The organism is Nonomuraea helvata (assembly GCF_039535785.1).
Lineage (GTDB): Bacteria > Actinomycetota > Actinomycetes > Streptosporangiales > Streptosporangiaceae > Nonomuraea > Nonomuraea helvata.
Map to the genome: position 1 here is coordinate 1212565 of NZ_BAAAXV010000005.1, position 12354 is coordinate 1224918.

Sequence of the window (12354 nt, forward strand, 5' to 3'; positions counted from 1 at the left end):
AACTCGGGTCTCGGGAGCAGCGTGCGGCCTCACACGGACTGCAGCACTCGCTGGTGCAGCTGGGTGACGACGCCGCGGGCCGACTCCATGGCCCCCGCCTGCCATGCGATCAGATGGGTGAGCCAGTCGCCCGCGAAGTAAACCCTTCCGGCGGGGCGTTGCAGAAAAGTGAAGGACGAATCAAAGTCCGGCCAGCGCACCCAGCCGCCCTCGATGTGCTGCTGGCGGTGCCAGGCGACGGAGACGCTCGCGAGGAGGTTCTGGCGGTATTTGTCGCCGTGGATCTTCTTGCCCTGGGTGAGCGCTCTGCGCCTTCTGTCCTCCGGGGTGAGGGCTCCGTACAGCTCGGCGTCCTGCTCGGTGTTGTAGTAACCGACGAGGAGGCCGCGTTCGGAGTGGTAGCCGTAGGACGGGTACCAGATGTGGGTGATGTCCAGGTCGGTCTCGGTCACGCCGCCGTAGATGCGGTCCTCCAGCTCCCACCAGCGCCTGCCGTACTCCAGGCCGATCTTGCCGGCGGCCACCGGGATCGGGGTCCTGAGCGCGGTGGTGACCTGCGCGCCGAGGTTGTGCGGGATCCTGGCGAGGAGGTGGGGCGGGAGCGCGGCGATGCAGTAGTCGGCCTTGACGCTGCCGCCCTCGTAGCGGACCTCCACGCCGTCCTGAAGGTCGGTGATCCTGGTGACTCTGGCCCCGGTCCTGATCCTGTCCCGGCCCACGGCCTCCGTCAGCTTGGTGACGATGGCGTCCATGCCGCCTACGGGCTGGAACATCGGGGTGGCCTGCTCGTAGCCGAAGTCGTTGGTGATGGCCCGGCCGGTGCCCGCCGCGAGGACCTGGTGGAGGGAGCCGGGGGCGTCCAGCGGAGCGCCGACCTCTATTGCCGGAAATTTCGTGAAACCGCGTCGCGTGGAGCCTTCATACTCGAGTTTGGGGCCCAGGTCGCCGAACCTTCTCAGGAACTCGAGCAGTCTTTCCTGGTCGTCTTTGGTGAGGGCCTTATTGAGCTTGCCAACATTTGTCGCTTTTGCGAGTAATTCCGCGATATAGCCATACATATCGGCTCGGGCGGTGCGTGCCCGCATCGTCTGCCCGTTGGTGTGCACGTACGCGGCGGCGTTGTTGTTGATGAAGGTCTCGATGGGGATGCCCAGCTCGCGGCAGTAGTCCAGGGTCACCATCCAGGGGGCGATCCGGCCGGGGCCGGCGTTGAAGTAGACGCCCTCACCGAACCTCACGTCCTGGGCGGGGCCGTTGAGCTCGGCCAGCCGGTCGCCGCCGCGTAAGGTGAGGTTCCGCCCGCCCGCCCGCTCCCCGGCCTCGAGCAGCGTGCAGTCGTAGCCGGCCTTGCCCAGCTCGTACGCGGCCGTCAGCCCCGCCACCCCGGCGCCGACGATCACCACCTTGGCCGCCCCTTGGCCGCGCAGGCGGAAATCTCCCGGCCTGGGAGCGACGAACTGCTTGTCCTGCTCGGACGGCGCCAGGCCGAGCGCGCCCATGGCGGCGTACATGGCTCCCGCGCCACCCACCGCCCCGATCCCGACGAGCAACCCCCGCCGGGTCAGCGCCGCCCCTTCCACGTCACCCGCTCCCTACCCGTACGGGCCGCTGCCGCAGGCGATTTGGCCGCCGATGGTGGCGAAGATGCCGAACAGCGCCATGATCTGGGTGAAGTCGTCCGTCGTGAACTCCGTGTGACGCGACCCCACGGTCTTCACGCCCGGGACGAGCGCCACGGCGGCGGCGATGGCGGTGGAGTTCCACTCCACCCCCAATGTGTACGGCGCCGGCACCACGTACGGCGTGAAGTCGGTCAACCGGCCGAGTGCCCGCGCCGTGGCCTCACGGATTCTGGCCTGGGCGACACTGGGCGGCAGCAACTCGGCCGAGAACTTGTCGATCCCCTTCTTGACCGCCACCGTCTCGACGTCGCCCAGCAGCTCGCGCGCCTCCTCGCCGACGGCCTGGTCCCCGGTCACCAGCACGACCGGCACCCCGTGGAACCCGGCGCACGCGGCGACGAGCCGCGTCTCGCCACACAGGTCGCCGTTGAGGTAGACGTTCTGGATCTCCTTGCCCATCCAGGTGTGGTTCAGGACGCCGTCCGGGACGCCCGCGCGGGCGTGGTAGCCCACGAAGCACGCGGCATCAAACGACCCGTCGAGCCCCTGAGCCATCCGCTGCGCCTTCCCCGGGCCGCGGATGAGGCTCGCCCTGGGGTCGAGCAGGTCGATCCTGAGGTTCTTCGTGGACCCGTGGGCGTCGTTGACCAGCACACTGGCCGCCCCGGCGTCGAACGTCCCCTCGACGGCGGCGTTGGCGTCGGCGGTCATCAGCTCGCAACCGCGCTCGTAACCGCGCTTGCCGGCGTGCATCTCCTCGGGGTCGGTCAACCCCGTCACGCCCTCCATGTCCACCGACAGATAAACCTTCACGCGTCCTTACTCCTCTTTCCGGGGCTGGGGATGGGTCAGGAGCCCCATGTCTCCACCTGGCGGACCTGGTCCTGCGTCATCAGCCCCACGTGCTCGTCGACGAACGCCGTCGCCTCGTCGCGCCACTGCGCGGGGATCTCCTCGAGGGCCCGCGGGTAACAGCGGTCCAGCCAGCTCGTGGACTCCTCCGTGACGTCGAAGTGGTCGAGCGTCCCCGCGAAGAGCGTGTTCTCGATGCCGGGCACGCGCGCCAGCCCGTACTGGATCATCTCCATCCCCCCGTACGGCGGCTTCCTGAGCCACTTCCGGGCGACCGGGCGGTCGGCGGTGATGGGCGTGACGAGCGGGCGGCGCTCGACGGCGGCCTGGATCAGCTCCTTGTAGAGGCACTTCCCGCAGGTACGACAGGGGCCGTCGGTGCCGCGCAGGCACCAGCGCACGTAGTCCTTGAGGCCGGAGTCCAGGGCCAGGCGCATCGTGGTCGCCTCGCTCACCCCGCCCACGGGCAGCACGATGTGCACGCCGGCGGCGGCGAACAGCCTGCCCCACCTGCCGTGCGGCGACCACATGGGGTTGTCGGGCGTGTAGCGCCACAGGTAGCGGCCGCCGCCGAGCCAGCGCGAGCCGAGCTCGTAGCCGAAGCCCAGGCCGCCGAGGTCCAGCTGGTCGGCCAGCAGCAGCGCGCCCGCCGCGACCGCGTGGTGCTCCGGGTAGCCGGGGCGGGGTTCGGCGAGGGTGAACTCGAGGTCGGAGGTGACCGTGCTCAGCTCGCGACCCGTCTTCGCGGCGAGCTTGGCCAGGACGTCCGACCGGTAGTGGGACCAGCGGTTGGGGACGCGCGGATGGGGCACCCGCCGGAAATGGACGAAGGGCGCCTCGGGGTAGATCGTGGCCGCCGCCACGGAGTCCGCGCCGCCGCTGTACGAGATCGCGAGCCTGCCGCCGGCCTGCCGCGGCTCCGCCCCCACCGGGCCGGCCTCGATGCCCCAACCGGCGTGCAGCGCCTCCGCCACCTGGGGCGAGACGGCGCGGTCGAAGGAGATCCGCTTCCTGGTCCACGGCGCCACGACCGTCCAGGCGGCGACGGCGAAGAGGTCGGGGTGGGCGTCGTCGGGAACGCCGCCGACGGAGCAGGAGTTGGTGGCGAGCTTGATGGGATGCTCGTCGGAGGCCTTGCCCGTGATCTCGTCCTCCGCGTCGAGGCGGAAGGTGAGACCCGTGCCGGCCCAGGTCACGCGCACGGCCGCTCCCCTGGTTTCTCAGCGGTACGACCGGCGCGGAGGTCGTCGATGGCCTGCCAGACGAGGACCTCGTTCTGGAGCACGCCGTCCAGCGCCTTCGCCGTCTCCTGGGCGAGCCGGTGAGCGTCGTCGATCTTCGCCTTGTCGCCCTTGCTGATCACGGGGTCGATCACCTGCGGGCGGGCGTTCCTGAGGCGCTCGACCTCGCTCTGAAGCGTGGCCATCTCCCGCCGGAGCGTCTGGACCTCCCAGAGCGCGTCCCTGATGTCCTGACGGTGATCGGAAATGGAGATGTAGCGTGAGTCGAACCACGTACGCACGGCCTTCCGGAGCCGCACGGGGACCAGGACGCGCATCATGAAACGTCACCATACTGGCAAACCCGCGCCCGAAAGGACGAGCTAACTGAATGGGTCGAATTTCGCGCTAACGACCTGTGAATTTGGGCTTCGCCTTCTCCGCGAACGCCCGCATGCCGATCTTGGCGTCGTCCGTGGCGAAGAGACCCGAGAACTGCAGGCGCTCGACCTCGAGGCCGGTGTCGAGATCGACTTCCAGGCCCCGGTCGATGGCCTGCTTGGCGGCGCGGAGCGCGACCGTGGGGCCGCCGACGAACGTGGCGGCCCACTCCAGGGCGGCCGTGTAGACCTGCTCGTCGGGCACCACCCGGTCCACCAGGCCCATCGCGAGCGCCTCCGGGGCGGCCACGTGGCGGCCCGTGAAGATCAGGTCCTTGGCCCGCGCCGGGCCGATCAGGCGCGGCAGGCGCTGGGTGCCCCCGGCGCCGGGGATGATGCCGAGCAGGATCTCCGGCTGGCCCAGCTTGGCCGACTCCCCCGCGACCCGGAAGTCGGCGCAGAGGGCGAGCTCGCAGCCGCCGCCCAGGGCGTATCCGGTGATGGCGGCGATGACCGGCTTGCCGATCTGGGCGACCGCCGTGAAGCAGGCCTGGAGCGTGCGGGAGTGGGTGGCCATGTCGGCGTAGGACATGTCGGCCATCTCTTTGATGTCGGCGCCCGCGGCGAAGACCCGCTCGCCGCCGTACACGATGACCGCCTGCACCTGCGGGTCGGCGTCCACCTCGCGGGCCGCCTCGGCGATCTCCCGCTGAACCTGGCTGTTGAGGGCGTTCATCTTCGGACGGTCAAGACGGATCGTGGCGATCTGGTCGGCCACCTCGACGCTCACAAACTCACCCATGACCCGAACCTAACAGAGCCCCCGCCGGGATCCCTTTACCTCGGGCCGGACGTCAGTGGGCGGCGGCCATCACCTCGTCCACCGTCTTCTTGCTGCGGGACACCCGTACGAGGGCCGCCGACAGCCGTGCCAGCTCGTCGTTCGAGTGGGCGAGCCGGGCCAGCGGGCGCTCCTGGCGCGGCAGCCCGAGCTTCTCCGCCCCGTCCAGCACCCGCTTGTCCAGGTGCGGCGCCACCTGGGGCCACACGGCCTGGACCTCGCGCAGGAAGATGTCGGCCCCCGTCGGACCGATGCCGGGGAACTCCATCAGCAGCTCCGTGATCCTGCGCGCATCGCCGCCGGCCTCGTCGCGCAGGCGGCGCAGGTCGCCCTTCCAGCGGTCCAGGAGCAGCTCGGCGGCCTTGCTCAGCATGGTCGACGTGCGCTCGTCGTAGCGGCGGTAGTGGCCGCGGCCCAGCGCGTCCACGCGGTCCTGCCAGCTCGCCTCCCGCATGGCCCTGGGCGTGCTGTACCCCGCCTTGAACAGCTCTTTGGCGGCCGCGACCGCGACCTCGGCCGAGATGCGGGCGCTGAGCAGGAGGGCCAGGACGAGCAGCTGGTACAGCGGCTTGGGCTGGTCGGCGAGCTTGATACCGGCCTCTTTGGCGAACGTCCGGCCGTAGCGGTCGAGCAGGACGTCGAGGACGGCCTTGTCGGTCTTACCCATGTCTGCCCCGCTACCCGTGACCTGCGGTGACATGCCGGGTTTGGGACGAGGGTCGTGGGGGAGGCGAAGGGTTCGTCGATGGCGAAGGAGTTCGCTGTGCTGACATTGACTGAGAACGCCGTCGTGGCGATCCGTGATCTGATGGTCGGAGAGGACGTGCCCGCCGACGCGGGCCTGCGCATCTCCCCGAAGCCCGATGAGGCGGGGACGCTCGAGCTGTCCCTGGCGAGCACGCCGCACGCGGGCGACCAGGTGGTCGAGAAGGAGGACGTACGCGTCTTCGTCGCGGAGGACGTGGTGCAGGTCCTCGACGACAAGTCGCTCGATGCTCAGCCGGGCGTGCCGGGGCAGCCCAACTTCCGCCTCAACCGGCGGTAGTCAGCCCAGGTCGGACTCGCTTTCGGGTGAGCGCACGTCGCCCAGCCCGAACAGGCCCACCAGCCTTCCGTCCGTCTGGGTGACGACGACGTGGTCCAGCCTGGCCCGGTCCATGCGCTGGATCAGCGGTCCGAGCTGCTCGCTCGGCCGCACCGTGGTCACACCGACGCGCATGACGCGCTCGGCGGTGGCGTTCAGGTCGGCGCCCTTGAGTTCGCCCGACCCGACGACACCCTGGACCACGTCATCCTCGTCCACCACGACGGCGAGCCCGGCCGGGTCGGCGATGATGCGCTCGGTGAGCTCGTCGAGCGCATCATCGAGGCCGGCCGTCACGGGGTCGCGGCGCACGTTCCGCGACACCAGCTCGGCGCTGCCCTCGTACGGCAGGTCCGCCGCGAGCCAGTCCATCTTGCCCGGCCGGTAGTCGTGCACCTCGCGGAAGCCGAGGCGGTCGAGGCGGTGGGCGGCGCGCGGGCTCAGGTCGCAGAGCCAGTCGTGGCAGTAGACGATGACGGCTTGCTCGGGGTCCAGCCCGCCGGCCGCCGTGTCCAGCGCGGCCAACGGCAGGTTCACGGCCCCGGGCAGGTGCGCCCACGCGTACTCGGCCTCCGGCAGCACCTCGACGAGCTGGGCCCGTCCGTCGGCGACCAGCTGCCGTACGGCGTCGCGATCGATGATGTTCACCATGGCGTCCCCGTACCCCCAGAGGGCGATTCGTGTCACGATGCTCCAGGGGTGTCAGATGTGTGACGATCCGCTGCTTCCCGCACCTGTGGCCCGTGCGCTGGCCGAATACCGCGAGCTGCGTGACGCGCATGGCCCCTGCTGGGGCGAGCCGCCCATCCCGTACGTCGTCCAGGCCTGGGCCACCGTCTTCCTCGACCGCCGCTACGACTACTGGAAGGCGGCGCTGCGGCAGCTCGGCGAGCGCCATCCCCCGGAGCAGGTCGAGCAGTACCTCGACGAGGTGGACGTGGAGCGGGCGGTGCGCGACGCGCTCGCGGGCGACGTGCTCGACAACCTGGCGGCGCTGCGCCTGACGCCCGAGGGGTTCGCGCTGGAGGCCGACACGCAGGTGGTGCTGGACGACCGGCCCTTCCGTACGTCGCTGCTGCTCGACTCCAGCATGGACGAGCCCGTCACGGTGGTCGTGGACGGCACGCCGTACGAGGTGGCGGCCCATGGGGCCAAGGTGGTGCCGCTGGAGCGGGACGTCAGCGTCGGCGGGCAGCCCGTCGATCTGGCGCCGCTGCGCCGGCGGGCGGAGGCGGCCGCGATCAGGGTGCGGGCGGGGTTCCCGTGCCGGTGGAGCGTGACGGGCGCGAACGGGCAGGGCTGGTATCCGGACGGCGCCCCGCCCAAGGTGGACTCCCAGCGCAGGCCGTACTTCCACGGCGACGACCTCGTGGTCGCGGTGCCCGCCGAGCCGATCACGGTGACGGTGGCCAGGGGTATGGAGTACACCACGTCCGAGCTGGTAGTCACGCCCGAGTCGGGCGCGGAGACGCTGGTGGAGCTGGCGCCCGAGCGGCTGTACGACGCGGCGGCCCGCGGCTGGTACGGCGGCGACCTGCACGTGCACATCAACTGGATGGGCGAGGAGCCCGCCGCGCCCGCGCTGGCCGCGGCGGCGCAGCACGGCGAGGACCTGCACGTGCTCAACCTGGTGGCGGGCAACGTCTCGAGCGAGCGCGTCTACGACGTCGAGGCCCTGGCGCACTGGGCGGGCGAGGACCTGCCGTGGTCCGACGACCGGCACGTGGCCAGGATGGGCGTGGAGTACCGCAACGACCTGGTCGGGCACGTGACGGCGTTCGGGGTGCGGAAGCCGCCGCGGCGCTACCACACGGGGTTCGAGGGCACGGTCGACTGGCCGCCCAACGCGGTGGCGCTGGAGGAGCTCCGGGCGCTCGGCGCGGTGACGGGGTACGGGCATCCGTTCCACACGGTGTTCGCCGACGACGACCCGCCCGACGTGGTGCTCGACAGCGGGCGCGACTGCTCGGCCAGGGAGATCGTGGCCGACGCCGCGCTCGGCCTGATCGACACCCTCGACGTGCTCAACCACTCCTCGCTCGCCGGCACCGCCGGCGTCTACCGCCGCCTGATCGGGGCGGGCAACCGGCTCGCGGTCACCGCGGACACCGACGCCGTGCTCTCCTTCTGCCGCCGCGGCACCGCCTCCAGCCCGCCGGGATGGGGACGGGTGTACGCGAACGTCGCGGGCCCGCTCACCGCCGAGTCCTACACCGAGGCGATCCTGCTCGGCCGCACCTTCGCCACCACCGGGCCGTGGCTGGAGCTCACCGTGAACGGCCACTGCCCCGGCGACACGCTGGAGCTGGCCCCGGGGCAGCACGTGGAGATCGTGGTCTCCTCCATCGGGCCGGAGGTCGAGTCGCTGGAGATCCGCACCGCCGAGGGCGTGCTCGCGCAGGGCCCGCCCGGGCGGCTGGTCGCCATGACGACGGTGAACGAGCCGACGTACGTGGTCGCGGTGGCCTCGGGCGGCCCGCATCCCCGTGCCACGCACCGGTCAGGCGCGTACGCGCACACCAGCCCGGTGTACGTTGACGTCGCGGGCGGCCACGTGGCCAGGGAGGCGGACGTGCGCTGGTGCCTGGCCTGGCTGGACCGGCTGGAGGTGCTGCTGCGGGAGCACGGCACGTTCGGGAGCGCCGCGCAGCTCGACGACCACCTGGACCTCTATGAGCGTGCCCGGGCCGTCTACCGCAAGCGGCTCCCCTAGACCCGTCTCAAAGCCGTCCACCGCAAGCGGCTCCCCTGGACCTGCCTCAAGTGGCCCTTGAGGACCTCCTTGTCGCCCGGATCAGGCCTGCCTGATCGCCCGGATCTGCGCGGTCGCGATCGCCACGGCCACCGGCTCGCCGTCGGGCCCGAGCAGCTCGCCGGACATGAAGCACACCTGGCTGCGGCCAGGAACCCGCCCTGGATCACGCCCACGGGGTTGACGAAGCGCTCGCCACTTGTCGCCTACGGCAGGGCTACGCGCCGATGGTGTCGAGCTCCGCGACCGCGTCCGCGGGCAGGACGAGGCCGGCCACGGCGACGTTCTCGCGCAGGTGGGCCACGGAGGAGGTCCCCGGGATGAGGACGATGGTGGCCGAGCGCCGCAGCAACCAGGCCAGGGCGACCTGCTGCGGCGAGGCGCCCAGGCGGGCGGCCACGGCGGAGAGCGTCTCCGACTGGAGCGGGGTGAACCCGCCGAGCGGGAAGAACGGGGCGAAGGCGATGTTCTCGGCCGCGCACCGGTCGACGAGGGCGTCGTCCTGCCGGTTGGCCAGGTTGTAGAGGTTCTGCACGGTGACGACAGGGGCGATGGCCTGCGCCTCGGTGAGCTGGGCCGCGGAGGCGTTGCTGAGGCCGAGGTGGCGGATCAGGCCTTCCTTGCGCAGCTCGGCCAGCGTGCCGAACTGCTCGGCGATGGAGCCATCGGTGGTCTCCAGGCGCAGGTTCACGACGTCGAGGACGTCCGTGTCGAGGTGCTGGAGGTTCTCGCGTACCTGGGCCCTGAGGTCGTCGGGGTCCAGCGAGTGGATCCAGCTCCCGTCAGGCCCGCGGCGCGCGCCGACCTTGGTGACGATGTGCAGGCCCTCCGGGTACGGGTGAAGGGCCTCCCTGATGATTTCGTTGACCACGGTGGGCCCGTAGAAGTCGGCGGTGTCGATGTGGTTGACACCCAGCTCGACGGCTTCGCGGAGCACGGCCACGGCCTGGTCGCGGTCTTCGGGCGGTCCGAAGACGCCGGGGCCGGCCAGTTGCATGGCGCCGTACCCCATGCGGTTGAGGGTGAGCCCTTCGGCGAGCGGGAGAGCTCCGCCGGGGACGGTGTTCGATGTCATGCGGACAGTGTCCGGCGTACCCGCCCCAAGTGGCAGTGCCCCGCTGTTCCTGGGGGTGTCAGGGCCAGTCACCTGCGGGAGGATGGCGGCTACCGTGGATGGGGTGGATGGCACGAACCCGCTCGGTGAGTTCCTGCGCGCCCGGCGGGAGCTGGTGCGGCCCGAGGACGTCGGGATCAGGGGCGTGGGCCTGCGGCGGGTGCCCGGCCTGCGCCGGGAGGAGGTCGCGACGCTCGCCGGCATCAGCTCGGACTACTACCTCCGCCTGGAGCAGGGCCGTGACCGCAACCCTTCGGTCCAGGTCCTCGAAGCCCTCGCCGCCGTCCTGCGCCTGGACGCCGACGCGACCGCCCATTTGATCGCTCTGGCGCGGGAGCGGCCCTCCCCGGCGCGGGTGACGCGGAAACGGAAGCCTCCCAAGCCGGAGCAGGTGCCGCCGAGCATCCAGCAGCTCATCGACGGCTGGACGACGAACCCGGCGTACGTGCAGAACAAGCTCGCCACCGTCCTTGCGGCGAACCCGCTGGCGACGGCGTTGTCGCCGAACTGCGTCCCAGGGGTGAACATCCTCAGGGCCGTGTTCCTCGACCCCTCGGAGCGGGAGCTGAGGCGGGACTGGGAGGAGCTGACGGAGGACGGAGTGGCCGGCCTGCGCGCCCGCGTCGGGGCGGACGTCGACGATCCGCGGCTGGTGGAGCTCGTCGGAGAGCTGTCGCTCCGGAGCGATCGGTTCCGGCTGCTGTGGGCCCGCCATGACGTGCACCTCCAGACGTCCCGCGTCAGCCGGCTGCGGCATCCCCTGGTGGGCGACCTCGAGCTTCAGTCGAACAAGCTCGCCGTCAGCGGCACCGACGGTCTCCTCCTGGTCGTCTTCCACGCCGAGCCCGGCAGCCGGAGCGCTGAGCTGCTGGGACTGCTGGGCAGCCTCACCGCCGGCGATTAGGGCACACGCCTTTTGCGCGGTTTGACATCAAGCAAGGTTGAGGTTGCAGGCTCGGAGCACGAGCTGACCTCTGTCTTCGGGAGAGCACCATGCACGCCGTCGTCCTGCACGCCTTCGGCCCCGCCGAGAACCTCCGCTACGAGACCGTCCCCGATCCCGTGCCCGGCCCCGGCCAGGTGCGCATCGCCGTGAAAGCGGCCGGGGTGCACCTGGTCGAGACGATACTGCGGTCGGGTCGGGCCGGTGAGTCGCTGCCACCGCAGCCCGAGCTTCCGACGATCTTCGGCGGCGAGGTGGCGGGACGCGTGGACGAGGTGGGTCCGGGGGTCGATCCGTCGTGGATCGGACGGGACGTGGTGACCGCGTACGGCAAGCCCGGCGGCTACGCGGAACTGGCGGTGGCGGACGTGACGTCCGTTCACCCGATCACCATCGGCTACGAGACGGCCGTGGCCATGGTCGTCACCGGGGTGACGGCGCTGCAGTTCCTGGACGTGGCCGACCTGATCCCCTCCGACGTCGTGCTGGTGACCTCGGCGGCCGGCGGGATCGGGCGCCTGCTCATCCAGTACGCGCGCGGTCTGGGCGCCAAGGTGGTCGGCGCGGCCGGCGGTCCCGCCAAGGTCGCGGCCGTACGGGAGCTCGGCGCGGACATCGCGGTCGACTACGACCAGCCCTCCTGGGCGGAGAGCGTCGCCGAGGAACTGGGTGGCCGTACGGTCACGGCCCTGCTCGACGGGGTCGGAGGCGACAAGGCGCGGACCGCGTTCGAGCTGCTGGCCGACGGCGGCCGGTACGTGACCATCGGCAACGCCTCGCAGCAGGACTTCCTGCCCGACCCCCAGACGGTCAAGGAGCGGGACCTCACCGTGACCAACGCCCTGATGCTGCTGCTCAGCGAGCCGAACACGCGGCCGCAGTACGAGGTCCGCGCGCTGGCGGCGGCCGCCGAGGGCACGCTGACGCCCGCCGTGCAGACGTTCCCGCTCGCGCGGGCGGCGGCCGCCCACGCCGCGCTCGAAACCAGGGCGACGACCGGCAAGGTCGTGCTCGTCCCCTAACCCGCGGTCGCTGCGATCGCGTACCGCTGGGCCCGGCTGCCGGCGGAGGTGCCACCGATCACGCCGGGATGGTTCACGATCTCGTCGGGGAAGATCCAGTGGTAGTCGGCGGACAGGTCGCGATAGTGGTCGGCCACGGGGCGAGCGTCGCACGAGCACCGCGTACGGTCCACCCCGAACCGGAGACCGGCAGCGGCCGACGCCTCAGGCGCCTTCGGTCCAATATCTCTGCAGCCTGGCAACGGCGTCCTCTTTGCTCATCGCCGCGACCTCGGCCTCGGGCAGACCTACTCTGGAGATCAGCAGGTGAACCAGGTCGGCGGGCAAGGCGTGCGATGGCGGCTCGGGCGTTCCGCGATCAGGTAGGGTGCCGTCCTTGACGCAGGCCCAGAACGTCGTCTCGTCCACCTGTAGCTGATCACGAAGAATGTGGCCCCACATACTCCGGCCATAGGTGCTTCGATCGGGAGGATGGGAGATCCGAGTCCTCAAGATCCGGCCATCGGGAAGATCCAGTTCGTAGG

At 70.9% G+C, this 12354-nt stretch carries 14 protein-coding genes; 4 read left to right on the forward strand and 10 right to left on the reverse strand.

Annotated features, from left to right (window positions below; genetic code table 11):
- Window positions 1-29: 29 nt before the first annotated feature.
- The 6 genes from ABD830_RS25010 to ABD830_RS25035 all read right to left on the reverse strand — a co-directional run bounded on the left by ABD830_RS25010 (window position 30) and on the right by ABD830_RS25035 (window position 5582).
- Entirely contained in the window at window positions 30-1580 is a 1551-nt protein-coding gene (locus tag ABD830_RS25010) for a flavin monoamine oxidase family protein (protein WP_344991811.1), read from the reverse strand.
- Window positions 1581-1592: 12 nt separating this feature from the next.
- Window positions 1593-2435, reverse strand: a complete 843-nt coding sequence (locus ABD830_RS25015) for a M55 family metallopeptidase (protein WP_344991814.1) — start codon at window positions 2433-2435, stop codon at window positions 1593-1595.
- Window positions 2436-2470: 35 nt separating this feature from the next.
- The gene (locus ABD830_RS25020) at window positions 2471-3676 is read right to left on the reverse strand and encodes a DUF6395 domain-containing protein (RefSeq protein WP_344991817.1); all 1206 of its coding nucleotides are present in this window, start codon (window positions 3674-3676) and stop codon (window positions 2471-2473) included.
- Entirely contained in the window at window positions 3667-4035 is a 369-nt protein-coding gene (locus ABD830_RS25025; protein WP_344991820.1) for a hypothetical protein, read from the reverse strand. The genes ABD830_RS25020 and ABD830_RS25025 overlap by 10 nt, the downstream gene beginning before the upstream one ends.
- Before the next feature lie 67 nt (window positions 4036-4102).
- On the reverse strand, window positions 4103-4876 hold the full coding sequence (locus ABD830_RS25030; protein ID WP_344991822.1) for an enoyl-CoA hydratase/isomerase family protein: 774 nt from the start codon (window positions 4874-4876) through the stop codon (window positions 4103-4105).
- A gap of 52 nt (window positions 4877-4928) precedes the next feature.
- The gene (locus tag ABD830_RS25035) at window positions 4929-5582 is read right to left on the reverse strand and encodes an endonuclease (RefSeq protein ID WP_344991825.1); all 654 of its coding nucleotides are present in this window, start codon (window positions 5580-5582) and stop codon (window positions 4929-4931) included.
- Between the two features lie 96 nt (window positions 5583-5678).
- On the opposite strand from ABD830_RS25035, the gene ABD830_RS25040 reads away from it, so the two are divergent.
- Window positions 5679-5960 (forward strand): Fe-S cluster assembly protein HesB, encoded by a 282-nt coding sequence (locus ABD830_RS25040; RefSeq protein WP_344991827.1) that lies wholly within the window; start codon window positions 5679-5681, stop codon window positions 5958-5960.
- On the opposite strand, the gene ABD830_RS25045 is transcribed toward ABD830_RS25040, so the two are convergent.
- The gene (locus ABD830_RS25045; RefSeq protein WP_344991830.1) at window positions 5961-6686 is read right to left on the reverse strand and encodes a rhodanese-like domain-containing protein; all 726 of its coding nucleotides are present in this window, start codon (window positions 6684-6686) and stop codon (window positions 5961-5963) included.
- A 19-nt stretch (window positions 6687-6705) separates the two neighbouring features.
- Between ABD830_RS25045 and ABD830_RS25050 the strand changes: the two genes are divergently transcribed.
- Window positions 6706-8712 carry a CehA/McbA family metallohydrolase gene (locus ABD830_RS25050; RefSeq protein ID WP_344991833.1) on the forward strand — a complete coding sequence of 669 codons (2007 nt, stop codon included), beginning with the start codon at window positions 6706-6708 and terminating at the stop codon, window positions 8710-8712.
- 256 nt (window positions 8713-8968) lie between these two features.
- Here ABD830_RS25050 and ABD830_RS25055 read toward each other — a convergent pair whose 3' ends face one another.
- Window positions 8969-9826 carry an oxidoreductase gene (locus tag ABD830_RS25055; protein WP_344991836.1) on the reverse strand — a complete coding sequence of 286 codons (858 nt, stop codon included), beginning with the start codon at window positions 9824-9826 and terminating at the stop codon, window positions 8969-8971.
- Between the two features lie 103 nt (window positions 9827-9929).
- Between ABD830_RS25055 and ABD830_RS25060 the strand changes: the two genes are divergently transcribed.
- On the forward strand, window positions 9930-10769 hold the full coding sequence (locus ABD830_RS25060; protein ID WP_344991838.1) for a helix-turn-helix domain-containing protein: 840 nt from the start codon (window positions 9930-9932) through the stop codon (window positions 10767-10769).
- An 89-nt stretch (window positions 10770-10858) separates the two neighbouring features.
- Entirely contained in the window at window positions 10859-11830 is a 972-nt protein-coding gene (locus tag ABD830_RS25065) for a zinc-binding dehydrogenase (protein WP_344991841.1), read from the forward strand.
- Here ABD830_RS25065 and ABD830_RS25070 read toward each other — a convergent pair.
- Window positions 11827-11967 carry a hypothetical protein gene (locus ABD830_RS25070; protein ID WP_344991844.1) on the reverse strand — a complete coding sequence of 47 codons (141 nt, stop codon included), beginning with the start codon at window positions 11965-11967 and terminating at the stop codon, window positions 11827-11829. The two genes, ABD830_RS25065 and ABD830_RS25070, sit on opposite strands and share 4 nt — an antisense overlap.
- Before the next feature lie 67 nt (window positions 11968-12034).
- Window positions 12035-12238 (reverse strand): hypothetical protein, encoded by a 204-nt coding sequence (locus ABD830_RS25075; RefSeq protein WP_344991847.1) that lies wholly within the window; start codon window positions 12236-12238, stop codon window positions 12035-12037.
- Between the last annotated feature and the right edge of the window lie 116 nt (window positions 12239-12354).